Source organism: Pseudoalteromonas tetraodonis (assembly GCF_002310835.1).
In the GTDB taxonomy this organism is placed as follows: domain Bacteria; phylum Pseudomonadota; class Gammaproteobacteria; order Enterobacterales; family Alteromonadaceae; genus Pseudoalteromonas; species Pseudoalteromonas tetraodonis.
Genome location: NZ_CP011041.1, coordinates 159,898 through 184,073 on the forward strand (window position 1 = coordinate 159,898; position 24,176 = coordinate 184,073).

The 24,176-nt window shown below is 41.6% G+C and carries 27 protein-coding genes; 17 read left to right on the forward strand and 10 right to left on the reverse strand.

Going from position 1 to position 24,176, the window contains the following annotated elements; all coding sequences use genetic code 11:
* Positions 1-12: 12 nt before the first annotated feature.
* Positions 13-2,451 carry a glycerol-3-phosphate 1-O-acyltransferase PlsB gene (gene plsB / locus PTET_RS00765; protein ID WP_024601283.1) on the reverse strand — a complete coding sequence of 813 codons (2,439 nt, stop codon included), beginning with the start codon at positions 2,449-2,451 and terminating at the stop codon, positions 13-15.
* A gap of 427 nt (positions 2,452-2,878) precedes the next feature.
* Here plsB and rpsJ point away from each other — a divergent pair, with 427 nt between their 5' ends.
* From rpsJ to rpsQ, 11 genes are read left to right on the forward strand one after another with little or no spacing between them, the layout of a single operon-like run.
* Positions 2,879-3,190, forward strand: a complete 312-nt coding sequence (rpsJ, locus tag PTET_RS00770; protein WP_002957900.1) for a 30S ribosomal protein S10 — start codon at positions 2,879-2,881, stop codon at positions 3,188-3,190.
* Between the two features lie 27 nt (positions 3,191-3,217).
* Positions 3,218-3,853, forward strand: a complete 636-nt coding sequence (rplC, locus tag PTET_RS00775; protein WP_008108338.1) for a 50S ribosomal protein L3 — start codon at positions 3,218-3,220, stop codon at positions 3,851-3,853.
* 17 nt (positions 3,854-3,870) lie between these two features.
* Positions 3,871-4,476, forward strand: coding sequence for a 50S ribosomal protein L4 (rplD, locus tag PTET_RS00780; RefSeq protein ID WP_008108340.1), 606 nt, complete (start codon positions 3,871-3,873; stop codon positions 4,474-4,476).
* Positions 4,473-4,775: a 50S ribosomal protein L23 gene (gene rplW, locus PTET_RS00785; protein ID WP_008108343.1), complete on the forward strand. Its 303-nt coding sequence runs from the start codon at positions 4,473-4,475 to the stop codon at positions 4,773-4,775. Before rplD ends, rplW begins: the two co-directional genes overlap by 4 nt.
* 17 nt (positions 4,776-4,792) lie before the next feature.
* Positions 4,793-5,617: a 50S ribosomal protein L2 gene (gene rplB / locus PTET_RS00790; protein ID WP_007376192.1), complete on the forward strand. Its 825-nt coding sequence runs from the start codon at positions 4,793-4,795 to the stop codon at positions 5,615-5,617.
* Between the two features lie 15 nt (positions 5,618-5,632).
* The gene (gene rpsS / locus PTET_RS00795) at positions 5,633-5,911 is read left to right on the forward strand and encodes a 30S ribosomal protein S19 (protein WP_004588689.1); all 279 of its coding nucleotides are present in this window, start codon (positions 5,633-5,635) and stop codon (positions 5,909-5,911) included.
* A gap of 13 nt (positions 5,912-5,924) precedes the next feature.
* On the forward strand, positions 5,925-6,257 hold the full coding sequence (rplV, locus tag PTET_RS00800) for a 50S ribosomal protein L22 (protein ID WP_004588690.1): 333 nt from the start codon (positions 5,925-5,927) through the stop codon (positions 6,255-6,257).
* A 12-nt stretch (positions 6,258-6,269) separates the two neighbouring features.
* Positions 6,270-6,971: a 30S ribosomal protein S3 gene (rpsC, locus tag PTET_RS00805; RefSeq protein ID WP_008108350.1), complete on the forward strand. Its 702-nt coding sequence runs from the start codon at positions 6,270-6,272 to the stop codon at positions 6,969-6,971.
* Positions 6,972-6,983: 12 nt separating this feature from the next.
* A complete protein-coding gene (gene rplP, locus PTET_RS00810; protein WP_008108352.1) occupies positions 6,984-7,397 on the forward strand; it encodes a 50S ribosomal protein L16 in 414 nt (137 codons plus the stop codon).
* Entirely contained in the window at positions 7,397-7,588 is a 192-nt protein-coding gene (gene rpmC / locus PTET_RS00815) for a 50S ribosomal protein L29 (RefSeq protein WP_004588692.1), read from the forward strand. Before rplP ends, rpmC begins: the two co-directional genes overlap by 1 nt.
* A complete protein-coding gene (gene rpsQ, locus PTET_RS00820; protein ID WP_013463780.1) occupies positions 7,588-7,845 on the forward strand; it encodes a 30S ribosomal protein S17 in 258 nt (85 codons plus the stop codon). The genes rpmC and rpsQ overlap by 1 nt, the downstream gene beginning before the upstream one ends.
* 255 nt (positions 7,846-8,100) lie before the next feature.
* On the opposite strand, the gene PTET_RS00825 is transcribed toward rpsQ, so the two are convergent.
* Positions 8,101-9,711 carry an endonuclease gene (locus PTET_RS00825; RefSeq protein ID WP_013463781.1) on the reverse strand — a complete coding sequence of 537 codons (1,611 nt, stop codon included), beginning with the start codon at positions 9,709-9,711 and terminating at the stop codon, positions 8,101-8,103.
* Between the two features lie 298 nt (positions 9,712-10,009).
* On the opposite strand from PTET_RS00825, the gene PTET_RS00830 reads away from it, so the two are divergent.
* The 4 genes from PTET_RS00830 to PTET_RS00845 all read left to right on the forward strand — a co-directional run bounded on the left by PTET_RS00830 (position 10,010) and on the right by PTET_RS00845 (position 15,034).
* Positions 10,010-11,824 carry an assimilatory sulfite reductase (NADPH) flavoprotein subunit gene (locus PTET_RS00830; protein ID WP_013463782.1) on the forward strand — a complete coding sequence of 605 codons (1,815 nt, stop codon included), beginning with the start codon at positions 10,010-10,012 and terminating at the stop codon, positions 11,822-11,824.
* A 62-nt stretch (positions 11,825-11,886) separates the two neighbouring features.
* Positions 11,887-13,584, forward strand: a complete 1,698-nt coding sequence (cysI, locus tag PTET_RS00835; RefSeq protein ID WP_013463783.1) for an assimilatory sulfite reductase (NADPH) hemoprotein subunit — start codon at positions 11,887-11,889, stop codon at positions 13,582-13,584.
* Positions 13,585-13,626: 42 nt separating this feature from the next.
* Positions 13,627-14,367 (forward strand): phosphoadenylyl-sulfate reductase, encoded by a 741-nt coding sequence (locus tag PTET_RS00840; protein ID WP_013463784.1) that lies wholly within the window; start codon positions 13,627-13,629, stop codon positions 14,365-14,367.
* A gap of 136 nt (positions 14,368-14,503) precedes the next feature.
* Positions 14,504-15,034: a DUF4124 domain-containing protein gene (locus PTET_RS00845; RefSeq protein ID WP_013463785.1), complete on the forward strand. Its 531-nt coding sequence runs from the start codon at positions 14,504-14,506 to the stop codon at positions 15,032-15,034.
* Between the two features lie 10 nt (positions 15,035-15,044).
* Here PTET_RS00845 and PTET_RS00850 read toward each other — a convergent pair whose 3' ends face one another.
* The 4 genes from PTET_RS00850 to PTET_RS00865 all read right to left on the reverse strand — a co-directional run bounded on the left by PTET_RS00850 (position 15,045) and on the right by PTET_RS00865 (position 19,293).
* Positions 15,045-15,281 carry a hypothetical protein gene (locus PTET_RS00850; protein WP_013463786.1) on the reverse strand — a complete coding sequence of 79 codons (237 nt, stop codon included), beginning with the start codon at positions 15,279-15,281 and terminating at the stop codon, positions 15,045-15,047.
* Positions 15,282-15,439: 158 nt separating this feature from the next.
* Entirely contained in the window at positions 15,440-18,184 is a 2,745-nt protein-coding gene (gene acnA / locus PTET_RS00855) for an aconitate hydratase AcnA (RefSeq protein ID WP_013463787.1), read from the reverse strand.
* Positions 18,185-18,384: 200 nt separating this feature from the next.
* Positions 18,385-18,813: a hypothetical protein gene (locus tag PTET_RS00860; RefSeq protein ID WP_013463788.1), complete on the reverse strand. Its 429-nt coding sequence runs from the start codon at positions 18,811-18,813 to the stop codon at positions 18,385-18,387.
* Positions 18,814-18,909: 96 nt separating this feature from the next.
* Entirely contained in the window at positions 18,910-19,293 is a 384-nt protein-coding gene (locus tag PTET_RS00865; RefSeq protein ID WP_096038087.1) for an RNA-binding S4 domain-containing protein, read from the reverse strand.
* 244 nt (positions 19,294-19,537) lie between these two features.
* Here PTET_RS00865 and PTET_RS00870 point away from each other — a divergent pair, with 244 nt between their 5' ends.
* Both PTET_RS00870 and PTET_RS00875 read left to right on the forward strand, forming a co-directional pair.
* A complete protein-coding gene (locus PTET_RS00870) occupies positions 19,538-19,816 on the forward strand; it encodes a hypothetical protein (RefSeq protein WP_013463790.1) in 279 nt (92 codons plus the stop codon).
* Between the two features lie 56 nt (positions 19,817-19,872).
* Entirely contained in the window at positions 19,873-20,538 is a 666-nt protein-coding gene (locus PTET_RS00875) for a hypothetical protein (RefSeq protein WP_013463791.1), read from the forward strand.
* Position 20,539: 1 nt separating this feature from the next.
* Here the strand turns inward: PTET_RS00875 and PTET_RS00880 are convergent, their stop codons facing one another.
* From PTET_RS00880 to PTET_RS00895, 4 genes are all read right to left on the reverse strand, one after another.
* Positions 20,540-20,998, reverse strand: a complete 459-nt coding sequence (locus PTET_RS00880) for a Crp/Fnr family transcriptional regulator (protein ID WP_013463792.1) — start codon at positions 20,996-20,998, stop codon at positions 20,540-20,542.
* Between the two features lie 31 nt (positions 20,999-21,029).
* Positions 21,030-22,415 (reverse strand): nitrogen regulation protein NR(I), encoded by a 1,386-nt coding sequence (gene ntrC / locus PTET_RS00885; protein WP_010391999.1) that lies wholly within the window; start codon positions 22,413-22,415, stop codon positions 21,030-21,032.
* 15 nt (positions 22,416-22,430) lie between these two features.
* Positions 22,431-23,501 carry a nitrogen regulation protein NR(II) gene (gene glnL, locus PTET_RS00890; RefSeq protein ID WP_013463793.1) on the reverse strand — a complete coding sequence of 357 codons (1,071 nt, stop codon included), beginning with the start codon at positions 23,499-23,501 and terminating at the stop codon, positions 22,431-22,433.
* An 80-nt stretch (positions 23,502-23,581) separates the two neighbouring features.
* Positions 23,582-24,103, reverse strand: a complete 522-nt coding sequence (locus PTET_RS00895) for a DUF4124 domain-containing protein (RefSeq protein ID WP_013463794.1) — start codon at positions 24,101-24,103, stop codon at positions 23,582-23,584.
* Positions 24,104-24,176: the final 73 nt, after the last annotated feature.

Sequence of the window (24,176 nt, forward strand, 5' to 3'; positions counted from 1 at the left end):
TATGGTTTTATTTTACTTGCATTGAGCGTGCACAATATCTGTGATTGACTGCCAAATACGTGCCGGTAATAGCGTTTGTAGTTGTTTGTAAGTCTCGCACAACGCTGGACTGCCTTGTAAGCCATTATCTGACTCACTAATTAGCTTTTGTTCGCGTAGGTTTGAAATAAAGCTACTGAGTACCTTTTTGTCAAAAAACTCCGGCGTTTTAATGCCATGTAACGTACCCAAGCGCTGCGCCAGCACATAGCTTTCACGTTCAAGCTCTGCTTTTTCAATCCCTTGGCTGGTTTGAATAAAGCCAATCACAATCGCATAACGTTGCAAAGTAAAGCTCAATGCACGACCGAGCATTTCGAGTTTGGCAAAGCTATCGTTATTTTGAGTCACTTTAATGTTATCACCATCAAGCGCAATTAAGCCTTGATCACTAAAGTTAGTTAAAATACGAGTAACGTAGCTCTCATCTAACTCTTGCAAGTACCACTCTTTAGCAAACAATGGATAAAAAGATTTCACCAGCTGATGGCACTGAGTTACGGTGCTTTGATGTTGCTTAAATAAATGCAGCGCCACTAAACTAGGCACCGCAAAAATATGTAAAATGTTATTACGGTAGTAGTTGAATAAGGTTTTTTCTTTATCGCTTATCGCAATTATTTCGCCAAACTCATCACTGATCACATCAAACTTATTAAGCTTTAAGGCATGTTCAAGTAGCTGCTCTGGTGTTTCATCGGGTGCGGTTATTTTACTGCTATAGCTGGCTTCACGTTGCAATCGTAAGTAAAACTCAAGCTGAGCTAACAGCTTTGGCTTACTCAATGCCTGCTTATCGTTTACCAGCAGTATCATCGCCAGTAAGTTAACTGAGTTAAGTGCGGCGGCATTGTTAATTTTAACCATAACCTGATCAGCAAGGTTAGCCACCTGCGGCCCTAACCATTGTGGTTTTTGCACATCGGTTGCATGAATTGATTCACGCCAGTCAGGCTGGTTATCATTTAAATACTGATTGATAGAAATAGGGTCGCCAAAGTTTAAATAACCACGACCATAGTTTTTTAAATTCTTAATCGCTTTAAAAATACCTAATATCGACTCGCCTTTTTTATCATTACCCGCAAGTTCTTTTAAGTAGGTATTGATTTCCATGACGTGCTCGTAACCAATATATACCGGCACAATAGATATAGGTCTGTCTATACCGCGCAACATGGCTTGCATTGTCATTGCGAGCATGCCGGTTTTAGGGGGTAGTAAACGTCCCGTTCTGCTGCGCCCACCCTCGGTATAAAACTTTACCGAGTAACCTTTGATAAATAACTGGCTTAAGTATTCTTTAAATACCGCTGAGTAAAGTTTGTTACCAGCAAACGAGCGGCGAATAAAAAACGCGCCACTGCGGCGGAATATGCCACCGGCTGGGAAAAAGTTTAAGTTAATACCCGCTGCAATATGCGGTGGAACAAGCCCTTGATGGTAAATAGAGTAGGTCAGTAGCAAGTAATCCATATGGCTACGATGACACGGCATGTAGATTATTTCATGGCCCTTGTTGGTTAGGTCATGGATTTGCTCGGTGTACTTTATATCAATCCCATTATACAGCTTGTTCCAAAGCCAGGTTAATATGCGATCGGCAACGCGAATGGTGGCGTCGCTGTAATTAGCAGCAATTTCATCAAGAAGCTTTAATGCGTTTTGTCGCGCTTGGGCTTGGCTAATATTTTTTTCAGACGCTTCAGTTTGAATCGCTTTTTTTATCGTTGGGGATGCCAGTAGTGAGCTAAATAACTGATCACGAGATGGGATTTTAGGCCCTGTGGCAGCCAGCTTCTGGCGCTTAAAGTGTACTCTAGCTACGCGAAGTAGTTTATGAGGAAGTTCATTTACATCGGCTTTTTCGTTCACCAGTAGTGATAAATCAAGTGGTTGGCTAAAACGAATAAAGTTGTCTCTACCTGAAAAAAGTACAACAAATATTTTTCTAAACCAGCTGGGCGTAAGTGAGTGCGAAAGTAAAGTACTCAGTCCTGGCTTCTCTTTACCCGGCGCTCTGCCCCATAAAATAGTCACAGGCACAACCTGCACATTTTTTTGGCCACTATTTAATAAGTGTTCAATGATTTGCTTGCCCTGATCTAATGCGTTGGTAGGCTTTTCTTTATTACCAAATAACGGTGGTGGGTTTTTAATGCCAATAAAACGATCTAACGCTTGGTCACCTAACACTTGCTGCTCGGTAGGGTCGGGCAAGCCATTTCGTTTACATACGCGCGCGAGTGCCGCTAAATCAAAGCGTGAATTTAAACGCACTATATAAAAGGTCGGGTTTTTAGGGTTTAACTCAAATTGCTCTAACGGCTTCTCAGGCAGTACTTTGCTTTTAACAAACAAGCGGCTAATACCACCAGAGATAAGATTTAAACCATAATTTAAAATACGCATTGACTCACCATAAGAGAGTAGTTACCCAAATCAATATGGGTATATAACAGCAAAATTAGCGCATAGGATAACATATTATCTAAAAAATCCTCTGCAGATTAATCGACAAGCTATGACATTATAGTGACATCATCACTTCCATTACGTTCACTATTAATAAACTTAGCTATTTTTTAAACGACAATTGCAAAGCAATTATGTCTAAATAGTTGTTGCATTTATCACCAGCATCATTATAATACGCAGGCTTTCAAAATTCCCTCGGGAACAAGAAAGAATAAATTAAGCTTGGATTTCAAGCTAATAAACAGGAGTTCCGATTTGGAACTCAACGTAGATATAATCTAACAACCGGCATCTTAATTATTAAGATTGTTTCGGTCGTTTTTTTATGCTCTTTAAATGCTCTTTATATTGAGGTTTAAGAATGTCAAATCAACGCATTCGTATTCGCCTAAAAGCTTTTGACCACCGTTTGATTGACCAATCAACGGCGGAAATCGTGGAAACTGCGAAACGCACTGGCGCACAAGTACGTGGTCCAATTCCACTACCTACACGCTTTGAACGTTTTACTGTACTTACATCACCGCACGTTAATAAAGACGCGCGTGATCAGTACGAGATCCGCACCCATAAACGTCTGATCGACATCGTAGAACCAACTGACAAGACTGTAGACGCACTTATGCGTTTAGACCTTGCTGCTGGTGTTGATGTTCAAATCAGCCTGGGTTAATCGGAAGATTAGAGAGGTTTTAGGAAAATGGCATTAGGTCTAGTCGGTCGTAAAGTGGGTATGACACGTATCTTCACTGAAGATGGTGTATCTATCCCTGTGACAGTTATTGAAGCGACTCCTAACCGCATTGCTCAGATCAAATCTGACGCAACAGACGGTTATAACGCGCTTCAAGTAACCGCAGGCACTAAAAAAGCAAGCCGTGTAAACAAAGCAACAGCGGGTCACTTCGCTAAAGCTGGTGTTGAAGCGGGTCGCGGTCTGTGGGAATTCCGCCTAAATGGTGGTGAAGGCGATTTTGAAGTAGGCGCAGAGCTTACGGTTGAATTATTCAACGAAATCAACAAAGTTGACGTAACCGGTACTTCTAAAGGTAAAGGTTTCCAAGGTGGTGTTAAGCGCTGGAATTTCAGCATGCAAGACGCTACACATGGTAACTCTCTATCTCACCGTGCTCCTGGTTCAATCGGTCAAAACCAATCACCTGGTAAGGTGTTTAAAGGTAAGAAAATGGCCGGTCAAATGGGTAATGAGCAAGTAACAACTCAGAACCTTGAACTAGTTCGCGTTGACGCTGAGCGTAACCTGCTTTTAGTTAAAGGTGCAGTACCTGGCGCTATCGGCGGTGACGTTATCGTTAAACCAGCTGTTAAAGCATAAGTCCTGGAGATTTAGTGATGGAATTAGCAATTAAAGACGCTTCTGGCGCTCTTGAAGTTTCTGAAGCTACTTTTGGACGTGAGTTTAACGAAGCATTAGTACACCAAGTAGTTGTTGCATACGCAGCAGGTGCTCGTCAAGGTACTCGTGCTCAGAAGACACGTTCTGAAGTAAGCGGTGGTGGTAAAAAACCATGGGCTCAAAAAGGTACTGGCCGTGCACGTGCTGGTACAATCCGTAGTCCAATTTGGCGTTCAGGTGGCGTTAGCTTCGCAGCTAAACCACAAGACCACAGCCAAAAAGTAAACCGTAAAATGTACCGCGGTGCGATCAAAAGCATCTTATCTGAATTAGTTCGTCAAGAGCGTTTAATCGTTGTTGAGAGTTTTGGTCTTGAAGCACCAAAAACTAAAGAACTAGTTGCTAAGCTTAAAGAACTTGAGCTTAAAGATGTTCTTATCGTGACTGAAGAAGTAGATGAAAATCTTTTCTTATCGGCACGTAACCTGTACAAGGTTGACACACGTGATGTAGCTGGTATCGATCCTGTAAGCTTAATTGCTTTCGACAAGGTACTAATTACAGCTGCTGCTGTTAAGCAACTTGAGGAGGCGCTAGCATGATCCGTGAAGAACGTCTTTTAAAAGTGATCCTTGCTCCACACATCTCTGAAAAAAGCACAATCGCTGCTGAAGAAAACAACACGATTGTTTTCAAAGTAGCAAATGACGCAACTAAAGCTGAAGTTAAAGCGGCAGTTGAGAAGCTTTTTGAAGTAGAAGTAACTGGTGTTCGCACACTTAACGTTAAGGGTAAAACAAAACGTACTGGCATGCGTTTCGGTCGTCGTAGCGACTGGAAGAAAGCTTACGTTACTCTTAAAGAAGGTAGCGAGCTGGACTTTGTCGGCGGCGCCGAGTAATAAGGGGAGTTAGAATTATGGCACTTCAAAAGTGTAAGCCAACTTCTGCGGGTCGTCGTCACCTAGTTAAAGTGGTTAACCCAGATTTACATAAGGGTAAACCTTACGCACCACTATTAGAGAAAAACTCTAAATCAGGTGGTCGTAATAACAATGGTCGTATTACGGTTCGTCATATCGGTGGTGGTCATAAGCAGCATTACCGTTTAATCGATTTTAAACGTACTAAAGATGGCATTCCAGCCACTGTTGAGCGTTTAGAATATGATCCAAATCGTAGCGCAAACATCGCTCTTGTATTATATGCAGACGGTGAGCGTCGTTACATTATCGCACCAAAAGGCTTAAAAGCTGGCGATGCAATCCAGTCTGGTGTTGATGCACCAATCAAACCTGGTAATGCATTACCAATGCGTAATATGCCTGTAGGTTCGACTGTTCACAACGTAGAACTTAAACCAGGTAAAGGTGCTCAAATTGCACGTTCTGCTGGTGCATACGTTCAAATCCTTGCACGTGATGGTCAATATGTAACATTACGTCTTCGTTCAGGCGAAGTTCGTAAAGTTGAATCTGATTGTCGTGCGACACTAGGTGAAGTAGGCAATGCTGAGCATATGCTTCGTTCACTTGGTAAAGCAGGTGCAAATCGCTGGCGTGGTATTCGTCCGACAGTTCGTGGTGTTGCCATGAACCCGGTTGATCACCCACACGGTGGTGGTGAAGGTCGTACATCTGGTGGTCGTCATCCTGTGTCTCCATGGGGTAAGCCGACTAAAGGTGCTAAGACGCGTAAGAACAAGCGTACGGATAAATTTATAGTACGTCGTCGTACTAAGTAATATTGAGGAATAGCCATGCCACGCTCTCTCAAGAAGGGTCCTTTTATAGACCTACACTTGCTGAAGAAGGTAGAGAAAGCTTTGGAAAGCGGTGAAAAGAAGCCAATTAAAACTTGGAGCCGTCGTTCAATGATCATACCTAACATGATCGGATTGACCATTGCTGTCCATAATGGTCGCCAGCATGTACCAGTTTTCGTTTCTGACGAAATGATCGGTCACAAACTAGGTGAATTTGCACCAACTCGCACTTACCGTGGCCATGCTGCGGATAAGAAAGCGAAGAAACGTTAAGAGGGGAAGATAAATGCAAGCATTAGCTAAACATAAATTCGCCTCTGGTTCGGCGCAAAAAGCACGTCTAGTTGCAGATCAGATCCGCGGGTTACCTGTCGATCGCGCACTAGAAATCCTGGCGTACAGCCCGAAAAAAGCGGCTGTATTAGTTAAGAAAGTACTTGAGTCTGCTATTGCTAACGCAGAGCATAACGAAGGTGCTGACATTGATGAGCTACGTGTAACAACGATTTTTGTGGACGATGGTCCAACAATGAAACGTATTATGCCACGTGCTAAAGGACGCGCAGACCGCATCCTTAAGCGTACAAGCCACATCACTGTTGTGGTTTCAGATAGCTAGGAGATATAAGTAATGGGACAAAAAGTTCATCCTACTGGTATTCGCCTAGGTATATCTAAACCTTGGGTTTCTACCTGGTACGCGAATTCAAAAGATTTCTCTGCACAGCTTTTTGGCGATCACAAAGTACGTACATTCCTTACTAAGGAATTAAAAGCGGCTTCTGTGTCTAAAATCGTTATTGAGCGTCCAGCAAAATCTATCCGAGTAACTATTCACACGGCTCGTCCGGGTGTTGTTATCGGTAAAAAAGGCGAAGACGTAGAAAAATTACGTCAAGCGGTAACTAAAATCGCTGGTGTACCTGCTCAGATTAATATTTCTGAAGTACGTAAACCAGAACTAGATGCACAACTAGTAGCAGACGGCATTGCCTCTCAGCTAGAGCGTCGTGTTATGTTCCGTCGCGCTATGAAGCGTTCGGTACAAAATGCAATGCGCATCGGTTCTAAAGGGATTAAAGTTGAAGTTAGCGGTCGTCTTGGCGGCGCAGAAATCGCACGTTCAGAATGGTATCGTGAAGGTCGTGTACCTCTACATACTCTTCGTGCTGATATCGACTACGCAACTTCTGAAGCCTTAACCACTTACGGTATCATTGGTGTTAAAGTTTGGATCTTCAAAGGCGAAGTTATTGGTGGTTTACCACTAGTACAAGAGCAAGAGAAGCCAGCTAAACGCGCACCAAAGAAAGCCAAAAAAAGTGCTAAGTAGAGGTAGCGAGTAATGTTACAGCCAAAACGTACAAAATTCCGTAAAATGCATAAAGGCCGCAACCGTGGTCTAGCGCAAAACGGTAACAAAGTAAGCTTCGGTACTTTCGGTTTGAAAGCTACTGGTCGTGGCCGCATGACTGCTCGTCAAATCGAAGCAGCTCGTCGTGCTATGACGCGTCACGTGAAACGTCAAGGTAAAATCTGGATCCGTGTCTTCCCTGACAAGCCGATCACAGAAAAACCTCTTGAAGTTCGTATGGGTAAAGGTAAAGGTTCTGTTGAATATTGGGTTGCTGAAATTCAGCCTGGTAAAGTACTTTACGAAATGGAAGGTGTTTCAGAAGAGCTTGCTCGTGAAGCGTTTAACCTTGCTGCTCGTAAACTGCCATTCAAAACAACTTTCGTAACTCGGACGGTAATGTGATGAAAGCAAGCGAACTAAAAGATAAAAGCGTAGAAGAGCTAAATGCTGAACTTCTAGGTCTTCTTCGTGAGCAGTTTAACCTGCGCATGCAAGCAAGCACTGGTCAGTTAGCTCAGACACACACGCTAAGAACAGTACGTCGCGATATCGCGCGTGTAAAAACAATTATTAACCAGAAGGCAGGTCAATAATGAGCGATAAAATTCGTACTCTTCAAGGCCGTGTAATCAGCGACAAGATGGAAAAATCTTTCACTGTTGCTATCGCACGTTACGTGAAGCACCCAATCTATGGGAAATTCATCAAACGTACGACTAAGTTACACGTACATGACGAAAATAACACTGCAAAAGCGGGTGACGTAGTTACTATCCGTGAATGCGCTCCAATCTCTAAGAACAAATCTTGGACTTTGGTAGATGTTGTTGAACGTCCAAAACAAGCTTAATTTTTAATTAAGTCTGTTTTATGAAAAGCCCCGGCATTAGCTGGGGCTTTTTACGTTTAGAGCAGTTTTTAGCGGTAAGCTTTCAGCCTTTAGCTGGCAGAAGTAAATTATAGCGCCGTAGTTTGGGTTGAGTGTTACGAACCTAAGTGCAATAAAATATTATTATAAAATAGGCGTAAGAAAAGCCTTTGCAAGTGCAAAGGCATATGCTTTTCTGCGAAGCCCGAAGCCCGAAGCCCGAAGCCCGGAGCCCTTTTACCAAATCATTTCTACAAATTCAGGGTGGTCGATATACGGGTTACGATTTCCCTGAAATTCAAACGCTGCTTGATTGCGGTCTAATTCCATTTGGCTAACGGGGTCGTTGTTATGCCATTTTAATAACATAGCCACGACCCAATTTTCAAATACTTGGTTACTAGAGCCGTTAAGTACGGCATTACTAGCCGTGGTGTTATTTTGCCAAGAGCCGATTACGTTTTGGTAGCGTGTAGCCATGTAAAAATAAGCACGAGCAAAGTCACCTTTAAATTCATCAATAGGCTCAAATACAGTACCAGTGTAATTAATCGCACTACTTGCAGAACCTAATTGACTGCCATTGGTTGAAGTAAACGTAGCGCTGGCCACTTCACCGAACGGGAAGTTGCTACGCTTTGAATTTACATAGCCGTCAGTGGCGTAAATATGATGAACATCAGAGTTCATTGGTTCTATGGTGCCGCCAAACCAGCTTTTAGGAAATGAATGTTCACGGTTATAACAATCGGCTTCGCTATTGTAGGTACCGCACTGATCGCTTACAGCAGTATAAGTGTAGCTATCAACTCCATTTGGCTTTTCACTGTACATATCTAAAATACTATTATCATTTTCAAAGTATTTATCGCGTGCTGATGCGTCGTAAAAACTCCAAATAGCAGAATACCCTTGAGCGTTATGGTTATTAATAATGTTATAAAGCTCAGTTTTTAGCGTGTAGCCAGTTAAGCCTTGAGTTGTAACATAGTAGCCGGTTGGCGTCGGTGTTGGCTGGGTAGCACCTAATGAGAATGCGGTAGACTCACTTGCTTGAAAGCTTGATCCACTGGCAAGCAAATTGGCTTCATTATTCAAGGCGTAGCTGCCACTGCCAAATGAGCAACAAATACCATCGCCGTAGCTGTCGTTAATAGTAAATGTATAGTCGCCATTGGTTAAACATAATTGTTCGGTGTATTGAGTATTTGCGGCATAACCACTGCCGCTTGCAACCATACCAGCTTGGTTGTGTGTTATTTGCCAACTGGTTTCTTCGCCGTAGTTATCTGTAGTTAGGTTAAAAGTAAGGCTGTTATCTGCGCAGCTTGGAGAATCACTGCTGTCATTATTAGGTAAGAAGTTATCAACATAAACTAACTCACTACCATCAAAGCCGCTTGTATCGTAAAAGCGTAAACCGACATCAATCGTTTTACTACTATCAGCGGTATAGCTGTAAGTTATGGTTTGCCATTGATTGGTTTGTGCTGGATTTGAATAGCCTTTATAACCATCTATGAACAAACGGGCCTTAAGATGACCTTCGGTATGATACACATCCACTGAAAATTCATAAGTTTCACCCATTTCCACCGCGACTTGCTGTAAAAAGTCAGTGTTACTTTGTGTGCCAGTATTTACGCTAATCGCTGCTGCTTGTAAGCCTGTACTCACGACTGCGCTGTTGGCAGATACGTTAATACCGCTATCAATCACCGTCCATGCTTGTGGGGTGTTGCCTGTCCATTGTTCAAAGTTGCCATTAACCACATTAGCCATCGCAGGCAAAGAGCTCAATAACAACGCGCTCAAAAGTAATTTGTTTTTATATATGCCGTGTAACATAGGTGTTCCTATTTTATAGTTTTAAGCAATATACATTAGATCATAAAGGTTACAAAATTGTTAAATTAGAATTTCATAAAAGGCAATAAAAACCCTTTAGGTTAATTTCACTGGTTTTTAACTAGATTAATAACTAAATGGAATATCAAAGCAGATTCTATTCTTTTTTTATCTATGCTTAGACGGCTATCCTGCATACTCAATTAACCTCAACAGAACCTTCTGAATGAGGTGGCACTCATTTTAAACAATGTGAACAAGCATTGTGTTTAACGTTCAGGGTTATGAGGAAAAATTCATGTTGTTAGGTCAACTCAATGCGCTAGCAAGTCCGCTTTCGCAAGAGCAAGTACAAAAGCTACAAGGTTTAGTGGCTGAGCTTAATCCAATTCAGCAAGCGTGGGTTAGCGGCTATTTGGCTGCTAATGCTAATTCAGCAGCGCTAGGTGCGCCAATTGCAGGTACACCAGCAACCTCTGAGGCAGCAGTACTTACTATTTTGTATGGTTCACAAACAGGTAACGCTAAAGCGGTGGCGACTAAGCTTAAAGAGCAAGCTGAATCTCGTGGGTTAGCTGCAAAGCTGGTTAGCATGTCAGATTACAAGCCAACCGCATTGAAAAAAGAAAAGTTTTTAACCGTTGTTGTATCAACTTATGGTGAAGGTGAGCCACCTGAAGATGCCGAAACACTGTACGAATTTTTAATTACCAAAAAAGCGCCAAAGCTTGATGGCGTTAAAGTCGCGGTATTAGGTTTAGGTGATTCTAGCTATGAATTTTTCTGTCAAACCGCTAAAGACTTTGAAGAGCGTTTAACTAAACTCGGTGCAGAGGTTATTTATCAACGTGCCGACCTAGACGTTGATTACGATGATGAAGCCGCCACTTGGATTGAGGGCGCGTTAAATGCGTTTGAACCAGATTTAAAAGCTCAGCAAGATGCCACAGGCGGCCAAGTTGTATCAATGCCATTTGGCACGCCCACGACAGCGGCTAGCCAATACACTAAGCAAAACCCGTTTGCGGCAGAGCTAAGCTTAGTGCAAAAAATTACCGGTCATGACTCAACCAAAGATGTACGCCATGTTGAAATTTCACTTGAAGGCTCTGACATTACCTATACGCCGGGTGACTCGTTAGGCATTTACTTTTTAAATGATGAAGCCCGTGTAGATGAGCTACTAGCGCAAACGCAAATTGATCCAACTAGCCGCGTTAAACTTGGCGATGAAGAACTTAGCGTGCGTGATGCCTTAATTGAAAAACTAGAGCTGACACAATCGTACCCTGGTTTTGTCGAAAAATATGCCACGGCTACAGGCACGCCTGAACTTCTTAAGCTTGTGGAAGATAAAGCCGCAATGCGCGAATATATTGAGCCTCGCCAAATTTTTGATGTGGTTGCACAAAACCCAGCTAAATTAGAGGCGCAAACACTGGTTGATTGCCTACGTAAACTGCAAGCGCGCTTATATTCAATTGCTTCTAGCCAAAGCGAGGTTGAGGACGAAGTGCATTTAACTATTGCATTGGTTGAGTTTGAAGCGTTTGGCACAGAGCATTTAGGTGGCTGTTCAGGCTATTTAGCACGCCGTGCGCAAGAAGGCTGTAAAGTAAAAGTATTTAGTGAACATAACGACAACTTCCGCTTACCAGTAAATGATGACACACCGATTATCATGGTAGGGCCAGGTACAGGTATTGCACCGTTCCGTGCTTTTTTACAAGAACGTGATGCGCGAGAGGCTACGGGTAAAAACTGGCTGTTTTTTGGTAACCCACACTTTACCCAAGACTTTTTATACCAAGTAGAAATTCAAGGTTACTTAAAATCAGGCTTATTGAGTAAAGTAGATGTGGCGTTTAGCCGTGAGCAAGCAGAAAAAGTTTACGTGCAAGACAAGTTACGTAAAAACTCAAAAGAAGTATTTGACTGGTTAGAAGCGGGTGCTCATTTTTATGTGTGTGGCGATGCAAACCGTATGGCTAAAGATGTACACAATGCCTTAATTGATATCATCACAGAAAATACCGGCAAAAGTAATGAAGAAGCCGATCAATACTTAAAAGATTTGCGTAGCGCAAATCGCTATCAGAAAGACGTGTATTAAGTGCACGTTGTTTATTTTATTAAAAGCTAACAGCCGTCACTGTAACAAATTTAGGATTTAAAATGAGCGAACAAGATAAAACCGTAAAGCTTTCTGATAACGAACGTTTAAAAAGAGAAAGTAACTTTTTACGCGGCACTATAGCGCAAGATTTAAAAGATGAAATTACCGGTGGTTTTACTGCCGATAATTTCCAGTTAATTCGTTTTCATGGCATGTACCAGCAAGATGACCGCGATATTCGTCCTGAGCGTGCTAAGCAAAAGCTAGAACCACTACATAATGTCATGCTGCGTGCGCGTATGCCTGGCGGCATTATTAAGCCCGAGCAATGGTTAGCAATTGATAAGTTTGCTGGGGAGAAAACCAGCTATGGCAGTATTCGTTTAACTACGCGCCAAACATTTCAGTTTCATGGTGTATTAAAACCTGAAATTAAAGGTATGCACCAATTACTTAATAGCGTGGGTATTGATTCTATTGCAACTGCCGGTGACGTGAACCGAAATGTACTTTGTACCACTAACCCTGTTGAGTCTGAGTTACACCAGGAGGCGTATGAGTGGGCGGCAAAGATTTCTGAACACTTATTACCTAAAACCAAAGCGTATGCAGAGATTTGGCTCAATGGCGAAAAAAGCGAAACCACAGAAGAGCCAATTTTAGGCTCAACTTATTTACCGCGTAAGTTTAAAACCACTGTAACAATTCCACCAAATAATGAAGTGGATGTTCATGCAAACGACTTAAACTTTGTGGCGATTGCTGATAACGGTAAATTAGTTGGTTTTAACGTGCTAGTAGGGGGTGGCCTTGCCATGACCCATGGTGATACTGCAACGTATCCACGAAAAGCCGATGATTTTGGTTTTATTGCCCTTGAAGATACCCTAAAAATTGCTGAGCACGTGGTATCTGTTCAGCGTGATTGGGGTAATCGTTCTAACCGTAAAAACGCAAAAACTAAATACACACTTGACCGTGTTGGGTCTGGTGTATTTAAAGCAGAAGTTGAAAAACGTGCAGGCGTGAGTTTTGCACCAAGCCGCCCTTATGAGTTTACTCATCGAGGGGATCGTATTGGCTGGGTTGAAGGCATTGACGGTAAACATCACTTAACGCTCTTTATTCAAAGTGGTCGTATTTTAGATTACCCCAATAAGCCACTGAAAACAGGGTGTCGTAAGATTGCAGAAATCCATCAAGGTGACTTTCGCATGACCGCCAATCAAAACTTAATTATTGCCGGTGTGCCTGCGGATCAAAAAGCAATCATTGAAAAAATAGCGCGTGAACACGGTTTGATTGATGACAAAGACACTGAGCAACGTAAAAACTCAATGGCGTGTGTGTCACTGCCCACTTGTCCTTTAGCGATGGCTGAAGCCGAGCGTTACTTACCGAGTTTAATTGAAAAAATAGAAGGCTTATTGGCTAAGCATGGAGTACCAAATGACAGCATTATTATGCGTGTGGTTGGTTGCCCTAACGGCTGTGGTCGTGCCATGCTAGCTGAAGCTGGATTAGTAGGTAAAGGCCCAGGTAAGTACAATGTTTACCTTGGCGGGAATACGGAGGGTACGCGTATCCCTAAGCTTTATCTTGAAAATGTGGGCGAAGAAGTTTACCTAGAGGCATTTGATAAGCTGATTGGGCAATGGGTTAGTGAGCGCAATGAAGGCGAATGCTTTGGTGATTTTGTTATTCGCAAGGGTATTGTTGCAGAAGTAAAAGTATCTGTTACCGATTTTTACGCATAATTTAAAAGCAGCGCACCGCGCTGGTGAGGTTTAAAATTGACCATGAGTGAATTTAAAAACATATTACAGCTAGATAAGCAAAGCCAACAGGCTATGTTAGCTGATGCGAACGGTTTGCTGGCTAACATGAGTGCTGAGCAGCGCGTTGCATGGGCGTTAGAGCACTTGCCTGACACCGCGTTTTTATCATCGAGTTTTGGTATTCAAGCAGCGGTAATGTTGCATTTAATGACATCACAGCGCCCCGATATACCTGTTGTATTAACAGACACGGGTTATCTATTTCCAGAAACCTATCAGTTTATCGATCAGATGAGCGAGCGTTTATCACTTAATTTAAAAGTGTATAAAGCGCAGTTGAGCCCTGCATGGCAAGAGGCTAAATTTGGAAAACTATGGGAGCTAGGTGAAGAAGGTATTAAGCAATACAACCAGCTCAATAAAGTAGAGCCAATGACGCGTGCTTTAAAAGAGCTTAACGCGAGCACCTGGTTTAGTGGCTTGCGTCGAGATCAATCGTCGAGCCGTGCTGAAAAACAAGTTTTAGAAATCAGCCGAGGTACAGTAAAAGTGTACCCTATTATTGAGTGGAATAATCGTGATGTGTACCAATACCTCACTAAACATGATCTGCCATACCACCCATTATGGGAGCAAGGTTATGTGTCTATGGGTGATGTACACACTACGCGTAAATTAGAGCCAGGAATGAGCGAAGAAGAAACCCGCTTTTTTGGGCTGAACCGTGAGTGTGGCTTGCATATTGATGGTGATGGAATTTAATTACCTTATTATTCAAAGCTATAAATTTAAAAACGCAGCTAAAGCTGCGTTTTTATTTTGTGGAAAATAATTGCCTGACTGCTGTTTTTTTATTATATTAATGATAATAAAGGATTAAATTTACAGCAGGAACGCTATGAAATACTTTACCTACTTAGCAATATCAGTAATGGTCATTGCTCTTATCTCTTTGTTTTATCTTAAAAAGCCAAATGGGCAACCTTGGCTCACCAGCTCATTGATTAAAAATGAATCTTTTTCTATTAAAGATAAAGTGGTAGCGCTTTCATCTAATACATTCGAACAGCTCACACTTGAGCTTAAAAAAGTAGGAGATAAAATCACATCGTCACCGTTAGCATCTGACTCTCAAAGTAAAATTTATAAGTGGCAAGATGAGCAAGGGCAGTGGCATTTCTCCGATGTGCCAAATAAAAATGGCAAGAGTATTGAAGTGCATCTTGATCCCGCAGATATTAATGTTGTGGTAGCCGAAGATACAGCTATATTAAGTGGCAGTGCTAAATCTGCGGCAAAACCTTTTCCTCAGCGAGCGCCTGAAATATACAACAGTGAGTCAATCAATAAGTTGTTTGAAGATGCTGAAAAAGCCAAAAAGAGAATTGAGCAACGCAGTAAAGAAGTCGAAAGTTTCAGCGGCTTTTAGCTCTAGACGGTTACTGCGATTTCAAGTAGCGCTTTTCTGCTTCCATTAATAATATGGTTAAATAAATTTTAGTTGGCAGTGATAAAAACACACCAATTGCAATGCACGCTGCTGCAGTAATAATGCCTTTAATACCGTACTGGCTGGTAAAGTAGCTCGATACAATTAATATATGGCCTGTCACAATCAGGCATAACCCAAGCAAAATAGATGTTTTAAGTAGTCTTATCATTACTATTGAAGACATGGCGACCTCTGCGCAGCGTGTCTTCTTAGTGTATGGTATCTTGATAGAGCAACATTGATTTAGCGCAAGGGTGTATCAATATTTACTCTATAGCGAATGTAAAAAAGCCCAGCTCATTGCTGAGCTGGGCTTTTAAGCTACTACTGTTTAATGGCTAGTTAGTCGAGCATATTGCGTAATACGTACTGTAAAATCCCGCCATGTTTGTAGTAATCCCACTCTTTAGGGGTATCAATACGCACATCGGCACTAAAACTAACTTGTTTACCTTCACTGTTAGTGGCAATGACACTGACTTCGTCGGTTTTGTCGTATAAACCTTGAATATCAAATTGTTCTTGCCCCGTTAAGCCCAATGATTCATGGCTTTCACCCTCTTTAAATTGTAAAGGTAATACGCCCATACCAATCAGGTTCGAGCGGTGAATACGCTCATAGCTTTGTGCTATCACAGCTTTAATACCGAGTAGTAATGAGCCTTTTGCAGCCCAATCTCGTGAGGAGCCGGTACCATATTCTTTACCTGCTAGAACCACTAATGGTGTTCCACTCTCTTGATATGCCATTGCCGCATCATAAATACTCTCTAGCTTATCGTCAGGTTGAGTGCGAGTGACACCGCCCTCAGTACCGGGGGCGAGTAAGTTTTTAAGGCGCACATTAGCAAATGTACCACGCATCATCACTTCGTGATTACCACGGCGAGAACCATAAGAATTAAACTGTGCTTTTTCTACCCCATTTTCTTGTAGATAAAGTCCTGCGGGTGCCTCCGCTTTAATCGCACCTGCTGGTGAAATATGATCGGTAGTCACTGAATCGCCTAGTTTAGCTAGACAGCGCGCACCTTCTATTTTTGGGATCCCCGGCGGTTCAACACTCATACCATCAAAGAATGGCGCTTTTTTGATATAAGTCGAGGCAGCATCCCAATCGTAAAGCTTACCATCAGGTATTTGAATTTTTTGCCAGCGACTGTCGCCATCGTAAACATTGGCGTAGCTTTTTTCGAACATTTCTTTAGTTACCGTATTTTTTACAAGCTCACTCACTTCTTTAACGCTTGGCCAAATATTTTTAAGGTATATATCGTTACCATGCTTATCTTGCGCAAGTGGTTCGTTGTATACATCAATATCGGTTCTACCTGCTATAGCATAAGCTACTACAAGTGGTGGCGACGCGAGGAAGTTCATTTTAACGTCTTGGTGAATACGCCCTTCAAAGTTACGGTTACCCGACAAAATAGAGCTTACAATTAGTTTATGTTTTTGAATAGCTTCTGAAATTTCATCCGCTAATGGGCCTGAGTTACCGATACAGGTGGTACAGCCATAACCAACTAAGTTAAAACCAAGCGCATCAAGATCATCCATTAACCCTGCTTTTTCAAGGTAATCGGTAACCACCTGCGAACCTGGTGCTAAAGACGTTTTAACCCAAGGTTTTACATTAATACCTAATTGACATGCTTTTTGAGCCACTAATCCTGCCGCTAAAATTACGCTTGGATTAGAGGTATTAGTACAGCTTGTTATTGCAGCAATGACGCAGGCGCCATCGTTTAATTCAAACTCTTGGCCATTAAAGTTAACTTTTGCTGCGCCCATAAACTGCGCTTCATCAGTGGGTTCGTCAGGATTGGTAGTAGGGCCTTCACTTTCAATACGCGCTTGCTCTTCATCGCTTTTATCTCGACGTGCCATACGTTCGTCTTGGAAGTCTTTTAAGTGTTGACCAATAACATCACCGGCTTTATCCAGTGTGATTCTGTCTTGTGGACGTTTCGGGCCAGCAAGACTTGGTACTACATCATCTAAAGTTAGTTCTAGCTTATCAGTATAATGTGCTTCATCGCCATCATTACGCCATAAACCTTGATGTTTTGCGTAATCTTCAATCAGTTTAAGCTGCTTTTCATCGCGATTAGTTAAGCGTAAGTAATTAATCGTTTCATCATCAATAGGGAAAATACCACAGGTTGCGCCATATTCCGGTGCCATGTTGGCAATAGTCGCTCTGTCGGCCAGTGGTAAGTCGGCAAGCCCGTCACCATAAAACTCAACAAACTTACCTACCACACCGTGGTTACGCAGCATTTCAGTAACAGTAAGTACTAAATCGGTTGCTGTAGTGCCCTCAGGTAAGCGACCATTTAATTTAACACCCACAACCTGTGGAATAAGCAAGCTAATAGGTTGGCCAAGCATTGCGGCTTCGGCTTCAATACCGCCTACACCCCAACCGAGTACGCCTAAGCCGTTGATCATGGTTGTGTGAGAATCAGTACCAACCAGTGTATCTGGATAAGCTAACGATTTACCGTTTTTTGTATCATTAAATACTACGCGGGCTAAATACTCTAAATTTACTTGATGGACAATACCTGTGGCTGGTGGCACCACTTTTAAATTATCAAATGCAGTTTGACCCCAACGTAAAAATTCGTATCGCTCTTTATTACGTTCATATTCTAGTTTTGAATTTAAGTCGAATGAGCCATCTTTACCGTAACCATCCACTTGTACTGAGTGATCTATCACCAGTTCAGCCGGAGAAAGCGGATTTATTTTTGCAGGATCGCCACCAAGTTTTTCCATCGCATCACGCATGGCGGCTAAGTCAACAATAGCAGGGACACCGGTAAAATCTTGCATTACTACGCGGGCAGGGGTGAAGGCTACTTCGGCCGAGGGCTTAGCCTTTGGATCCCAATCTAGTAGTGCCTGAATATCTTGCTCTTTAATATTCACACCATCTTCATTACGCAATAAATTTTCTAGTAATATTTTTAACGAAAAAGGCAGGCGTTTGGCTTTATCGCCAAGTCCCATGAGCGAGTTAATATGATATTGCTCGCCATTGATAGTAAGCTGTTGTTGGGTGTCGAAACTATTTTTCATTATTTGTCCCTTCAATAAATTAGATTGATATTCTTGAAAAAGTGACCTCTGTAGTAGTTTGCAAACTGTGTACCATGATAAAAAAATACTATGCAGTGTAATTTTTTTGACTGTTATATAAATAGAGATGAAGGCCAAAAGTTAAAATTCAAGGGATGCTCTGAGTAATAATTGGCCACAAAACTAAACTCAAAAAAGTGTTATTTAAAGTAGTCCTGTTGTTTTAAGTGGAAACTTAAATACACCAATGCAATCGCAATTAAGGTCACTGCAATAGGCATAAAAATAGCGCTAACGCCAAACAAGCTGATGCTATTAATAATCATAAAATTATAGTATTGCTGAGCTAAAACCGCTGCCAAAGAGATTATTAATGTTAATGTGGCTAGTGACTTTTTGAATAATAAAAGTACGCACCCTAATGCGCCGCCAAATACTGCAATAGCAAACGCTAAAGTAGCCCATAGGGGTTGGCTGTTATAAGCAAGTTGTTGTTCTTGTGGGAGTTTACTTACCATTTCGGGTGTTAATAATAGCTGCATGATAAATGCAAAAACACCTAATATATTCCATAACAGGGCGGTGATGAGTACGGGTTTTATCCAGCGGTTTGCAGTGTTTTCTGACATGTAAGCATCGATTTTTTATTATTGATATTCTATTAAAGAATAAAAAAGCCAGTGATGCAAACTGGCTTTTAATAACACATATGACGTAAGCGAATGTTAGCCAAACGAAATAGGACGACGACCCGTTTTTTCATCCACTTTAGGTTTTTTAGTACGTTTGCGCTTATTTTTAGCCGGCTCTGTTGTTGCTACGGGCGCGGCTTTTTCTGCTGTAACTGTTTCATCAATAACAGGACGCTCTGCAGGAGTTGCATCTTCACTTAGCGTCAGTTGGAACAACTCGCCATCAAATGTAAGAACATCGCCACTGTATAATTTTTTCCGTTTAATTGTACAAATTTCATGGTTAACACCTACATAGCCACCGCTAATTAGATTTTTTGCTTGGCCACCACCTTCAACTAGATCTAATACTTTTAATAATTTACAAAGCTCTATAGGCTCTTCTTCTAATTCAATTTCTATATATTCTTTGTTCATCATGTTTCTCTGTGGGGGTGGCATTAGCTGTAGTATAAAGGCTAGCTGGTTATTTTGCACCAAAGTGCGTTTGTTAGATGCGATGATTGTGCATTTTTTATGAAACTTTTTACCTCTTTCATTTGTCTTTAAAAAAACTGAAGTAATTCAAGACTACACTTCGCGTGAAAAAAATTACACATTGGCGCGCTTATTGCCAATATCTGTCGTAAAAAGAGATTGAATATAAACAGTGGAGTAAAACATGGGCATAAGATTAGCGATGAAAAAAGAGCTAATGGGCTTAGACAATTCAGATATGTTAACTGCTGATGATGTTAGAAAGCATTTGGCTCAGCAGGTACAAGAAGACACTGAACGTGGTTTTTCAGTTATCTCCAAGTTTAATGACACCCATAGTCAGTTAGTCAGCGGGCTTAAAACCAAACAAAGCGAGCTGGTATTTGAACGACATCGTTTATTTAATGAAGTACTTTATAATCGCCAGAGTGTTGATGCATGGTTAAATAACCAAATAAATTAAATTGCCATTTTAAATCACCCCTTATAGACTACACTTGTAATCGATTGGGGGTGATAATGAAAAATGGAATTTTAATATGTGTATTGGTGTTTTTATTAGCTGCGTGCCAGCGACCTACTGTTTATGTTTTTATTGAAAACTTGCAAGGTGAACAGCGCAACCAGCTAGATGCTGCACTAAATGCACAAACTCTTCCCTATGAATATGTAGAACTAGCAATCCCATCAGATTTTGGTGAGGCCACATTACTACTCTCAAGCGATAAAATTTACCCCAAAGAGACGGAGCAACTTGCAGCTATAATGCAAGAGCTAGGGTACGCGCCACAAGTTAATTATACAAGTCGTTCAAATCATTTTTATGGTGATGGCAATATAGGCTTTTATTTAAAAAATGCTGATGCCAATAGAAATTTTGTTATGCCTAAACAGCTGAGAACAACTCATTGCAGCGAAGATAAATACAATGATTTAGCAGTCAAATTTGCAAATGAAGCTGTTGAGTTTACATTACCAAGTGGCGCAATCGTGAGGCTAAACTGGGAATATTTATATGGTTATGTTGTTGTTTATTTTAAAGACTATTCGCAAACATACAGTCATTCGCAGCCGCTTGTAAATACCCCCTTTGGCGCCAAGCCGTCAGATACCTACACATATACCGCAAGCGTTAACACCCCTGGTTGGCTTGATTGCTCACTACAAATTGTTTATATGGACTGATTTAACCGTGGGTTTCTATATGTTCGCTTAGTTTAGCTATGCGCAGGCTCATTCCTTCAATAATACGGTCTTTAATTTTTTCGCGTATAACATTAGGTAGGCGGGTAAGGGCATCGGCAGTAATAGCCAGTACGATGGCATTTTCTTTGGCGCGTGCATTAATGCTGCGCTCTCGGTTATTAATAAACGCGCCCTCACCAATAAATTCACCAGGCTCTATACTACCCAGTTCCAGTAGGTGACTATGCTTAAACACCATCAAAGAGCCACTGAGGACAATAAAAAGTCGCTTGTCATTATCAAACTCTTTAAATAAAAACTGATTTTTACTTACTAAGTATAATAATCCAAACGACTCTAAAAGAATTTGACGTTCATTAAGCGTGAACTCTTTAAAGAATTCTAAGCGATTTATAATTTCCATTTGCTTAAACAAAGGGATGTTTTCAATTAACTTCATCAATAACCTAGGGCGCTAGCCTTATAAAATATCAGCTAATATTGCGCTCTTTTAATTTACGGGTCAACGTATTGCGACCCCAACCAATTTTTACCGCGGCTTCTTGCTTATGGCCTGAACAATTAGCGAGTGCTGTTTTTATTAAGCGGGTTTCCAGCTGGGCTTGAATATCCGGCCAAATATTTTCTTTACCTTGTTTAAACTCTTGATTAAGCCATTGCTGAAATGAATCTAGCCAATCGCCTTCTTGAGTTGCGGCGGCATTATCAATAATTTCAGGGGGTAAATCTTGCTCACCAATCAGCTCCCCAGGTGCCATTACGGTTAACCATCGACAGGTGTTTTCAAGCTGGCGAACATTTCCTGGCCAATTAAATAAACACAGTTGTTTAATCGCTTTAGGGCTAAGTACTTTACTATCTACTTGCAGGTCTTTTGCACTTTTATGTAAAAAGTGTAGCGCTAAGCGTTCTATGTCTTCGGGGCGCTCGCGTAGAGCCGGCAAGCGTAAGCGAACCACGTTTAAACGATGAAATAAGTCATCTCTAAACTTACCTTGTTTTACCAGCTCTTCTAAATTTTGGTGAGTGGCAGCAATGATGCGCACATCCACTTTTATACTTTGATGGCCGCCAACGCGGTAAAACTCGCCATCGGCTAATACGCGTAACAAGCGGGTTTGTACATCAAGTGGCATATCACCTATTTCATCCAAAAATAAGGTACCGCCATTGGCTTGTTCAAAGCGCCCTTTACGCACGCTATCGGCCCCCGTAAAAGCGCCTTTTTCATGGCCAAATAATTCAGACTCAACTAACTCTTTAGGAATAGCGGCCATATTAAGAGCAATAAATTGGTTTTCTTTACGCGGGCTGTGATTGTGCAAGGCGCTGGCAACCAACTCTTTACCGGTACCTGATTCACCATTGATGAGTACGCTCATACTGGATGCTGAGAGTTTGCCTATAGCACGAAACACTTCCTGCATAGCAGGGGCTTCGCCAATAATATGAGCGCTTTTGGGTGGCGCGCTTTTTCGTTTGGTTTTTTTGGTCGAATTAGCACGATAGGCGCTTTCCACTAGCGCAACGGCTTCATTTAAATCAAACGGTTTAGCTAAGTACTCAAACGCACCTTTTTGAAAAGCATTAACCGCTGAGTCTAAATCAGAGTGTGCGGTCATAATAATAACGGGTAGGCCAGGGGTTTGCTCAGCTATCAGCTCAAGTAACGCCATCCCGTCCATCCCCGGCATTCTTACATCTGAAATTAACACACTGGGTTGACTAAATTTTAGTGCATTAAGAACGTTTTGCGCATCTGCAAAGCTTTCTACTTCAAACCCTGCGCGAGTCAGTGCTTTTTCTAGTACAAAGCGAATTGAGGCATCATCATCTACAAGCCAAGCTGTTTTCATGCAAACTCCAAAGTATTAATCTGTAAATGGCAGATAAATATTAAATTCAGTATGTCCTGGCCAACTATCGCATTCGATATAGCCATCATGTTGATCAATCAAGGTTTGCGCTATAGATAATCCAAGTCCCGAGCCACCTTCTTTATTAGTGGTCATAGGGTAAAATAAGGTGTCGCGTAAATTAGCATCAATACCTGGGCCGTTATCCATTACTTGAATAAGCAATGCCTTTTTAGGGGCTTTTCCCGGGCGACGATGCTGATAATTAATCCGTGTTTTTATTTTTATTTCGCCACCATCCACCAATGCCTGTTGCGCATTACGCACAATATTAAGCACCACTTGTTGAACCTTGCTCTGATCAATATAGACATCAGGAATACTCGGGTCGTAGTCTTTAACTAACCGAATATCGCGGTTGTTATCTAACGTACTGAGTTTAACAACCGACTCTAATGTTTGATGTATATTGCCATACGATTTTTGCGGTAGTTGGTTAGGCCCAAGGAGTCTATCAACTAATTCACGCAACCGATCGGCTTGTTCAATTATCAGTTCTGCACATTGATCTCTTTCTTGTTGATCACCCTCATACTGCAATAATTGCGCCGCCCCGCGAATTCCACCCAGCGGGTTTTTAATTTCATGGGCTAAACCGCGAATTAAGTTACGTGCAGCTTGGTATTGATGCATTTGATTTGAGACTTGGTCATGTTTTATTTCGTCATCGGTTTGTCGACATTCAAATAAAATATAATAGGTGTCGTTATGTTTTATTCGCCGAGTACTCACCGCTAATTTTGCATGGCGAGAATCGATAAACACCACGTCAGCCCTGTGCTGGTGGCAGTCTACACCATCAACTAACGAGTACTGTGCAATGCGTTTTAAGTCGATAGAATGGTAGTTAAATAAATCGTCGAATGCTTGTCCTAGCAAACGTTTTTCGCCTAAGCCAAGTAATTCACTGGCACTGGTGTTAGCGTAAATAAGCTGAAAGCTTTCATCAAGTAACATCAGGGCGGTTGTTTGGTTTTGCCAAATTATATTCAGTAGCTCTGGGCTAAAATGTGTTTTATTAATCATCATTGCACCATTTTAGTGCGCCTGGGAAGGTAGGCAAGGTTTTTAGAAAATATACGCTAAACACGCGTACTTAATTGTAATTATCGACCTATGTTAAGGCCTTTACGGTGCATAAAAAATACACTGTCAGGACTGGTTGCAATTACCTGATTTTGTTTATTATAAAGTTTAACTTGCAGTGTGTGTTGGCCTCGCTCCACATCTCTTAACGCCAGTGTAGTGGTGTCACTAGGTTCACCAATGGCAACGCCATTTAAAAATAAACCAATGGTAAATCCAGCTTCAAATCGAGGGGCAATACGGGTAGAGACATACACAGAGCCGGTGTTTTCCCTGATAGTTTGGTTTGGTTCAGGCGATGAAATACTAATACTAAACTTTACTGCTGTTTTAGTAGGAGCAGTATCAAGAATATCGGTGTTTGTAGCGGGCATGCTGAGATGTTGGCTCGTGAGTTTAACCTCTTTAGCGCCAGGCTGAGGAGTATCTGAAAAAACCAACACCCCATTTTTGTCTTTCCATGCGTAAATTTTTTTATCGCTCGCATGGCTATTAAGGCTTAACATTAAAGCTATTAATAGCAACAAAATCTTACCTACCATCCAGCTATCCTGCATTGTTTAAACTAACTTCACTTTAGTGTAGAACCGTTAAATTTACCATAAAAAAAGCCCG

What these genes read in the sequence shown, in the direction of transcription:
- plsB (WP_024601283.1), bottom strand. Translation starts at nt 2,451, where the DNA reads ATGCGTATTTTAAATTATGGTTTAAATCTTATCTCTGGTGGTATTAGC.
- rpsJ (WP_002957900.1), top strand. Translation starts at nt 2,879, where the DNA reads ATGTCAAATCAACGCATTCGTATTCGCCTAAAAGCTTTTGACCACCGT.
- rplC (WP_008108338.1), top strand. Translation starts at nt 3,218, where the DNA reads ATGGCATTAGGTCTAGTCGGTCGTAAAGTGGGTATGACACGTATCTTC.
- rplD (WP_008108340.1), top strand. Translation starts at nt 3,871, where the DNA reads ATGGAATTAGCAATTAAAGACGCTTCTGGCGCTCTTGAAGTTTCTGAA.
- rplW (WP_008108343.1), top strand. Translation starts at nt 4,473, where the DNA reads ATGATCCGTGAAGAACGTCTTTTAAAAGTGATCCTTGCTCCACACATC.
- rplB (WP_007376192.1), top strand. Translation starts at nt 4,793, where the DNA reads ATGGCACTTCAAAAGTGTAAGCCAACTTCTGCGGGTCGTCGTCACCTA.
- rpsS (WP_004588689.1), top strand. Translation starts at nt 5,633, where the DNA reads ATGCCACGCTCTCTCAAGAAGGGTCCTTTTATAGACCTACACTTGCTG.
- rplV (WP_004588690.1), top strand. Translation starts at nt 5,925, where the DNA reads ATGCAAGCATTAGCTAAACATAAATTCGCCTCTGGTTCGGCGCAAAAA.
- rpsC (WP_008108350.1), top strand. Translation starts at nt 6,270, where the DNA reads ATGGGACAAAAAGTTCATCCTACTGGTATTCGCCTAGGTATATCTAAA.
- rplP (WP_008108352.1), top strand. Translation starts at nt 6,984, where the DNA reads ATGTTACAGCCAAAACGTACAAAATTCCGTAAAATGCATAAAGGCCGC.
- rpmC (WP_004588692.1), top strand. Translation starts at nt 7,397, where the DNA reads ATGAAAGCAAGCGAACTAAAAGATAAAAGCGTAGAAGAGCTAAATGCT.
- rpsQ (WP_013463780.1), top strand. Translation starts at nt 7,588, where the DNA reads ATGAGCGATAAAATTCGTACTCTTCAAGGCCGTGTAATCAGCGACAAG.
- PTET_RS00825 (WP_013463781.1), bottom strand. Translation starts at nt 9,711, where the DNA reads ATGTTACACGGCATATATAAAAACAAATTACTTTTGAGCGCGTTGTTA.
- PTET_RS00830 (WP_013463782.1), top strand. Translation starts at nt 10,010, where the DNA reads ATGTTGTTAGGTCAACTCAATGCGCTAGCAAGTCCGCTTTCGCAAGAG.
- cysI (WP_013463783.1), top strand. Translation starts at nt 11,887, where the DNA reads ATGAGCGAACAAGATAAAACCGTAAAGCTTTCTGATAACGAACGTTTA.
- PTET_RS00840 (WP_013463784.1), top strand. Translation starts at nt 13,627, where the DNA reads ATGAGTGAATTTAAAAACATATTACAGCTAGATAAGCAAAGCCAACAG.
- PTET_RS00845 (WP_013463785.1), top strand. Translation starts at nt 14,504, where the DNA reads ATGAAATACTTTACCTACTTAGCAATATCAGTAATGGTCATTGCTCTT.
- PTET_RS00850 (WP_013463786.1), bottom strand. Translation starts at nt 15,281, where the DNA reads ATGTCTTCAATAGTAATGATAAGACTACTTAAAACATCTATTTTGCTT.
- acnA (WP_013463787.1), bottom strand. Translation starts at nt 18,184, where the DNA reads ATGAAAAATAGTTTCGACACCCAACAACAGCTTACTATCAATGGCGAG.
- PTET_RS00860 (WP_013463788.1), bottom strand. Translation starts at nt 18,813, where the DNA reads ATGTCAGAAAACACTGCAAACCGCTGGATAAAACCCGTACTCATCACC.
- PTET_RS00865 (WP_096038087.1), bottom strand. Translation starts at nt 19,293, where the DNA reads ATGAACAAAGAATATATAGAAATTGAATTAGAAGAAGAGCCTATAGAG.
- PTET_RS00870 (WP_013463790.1), top strand. Translation starts at nt 19,538, where the DNA reads ATGGGCATAAGATTAGCGATGAAAAAAGAGCTAATGGGCTTAGACAAT.
- PTET_RS00875 (WP_013463791.1), top strand. Translation starts at nt 19,873, where the DNA reads ATGAAAAATGGAATTTTAATATGTGTATTGGTGTTTTTATTAGCTGCG.
- PTET_RS00880 (WP_013463792.1), bottom strand. Translation starts at nt 20,998, where the DNA reads ATGAAGTTAATTGAAAACATCCCTTTGTTTAAGCAAATGGAAATTATA.
- ntrC (WP_010391999.1), bottom strand. Translation starts at nt 22,415, where the DNA reads ATGAAAACAGCTTGGCTTGTAGATGATGATGCCTCAATTCGCTTTGTA.
- glnL (WP_013463793.1), bottom strand. Translation starts at nt 23,501, where the DNA reads ATGATTAATAAAACACATTTTAGCCCAGAGCTACTGAATATAATTTGG.
- PTET_RS00895 (WP_013463794.1), bottom strand. Translation starts at nt 24,103, where the DNA reads ATGGTAGGTAAGATTTTGTTGCTATTAATAGCTTTAATGTTAAGCCTT.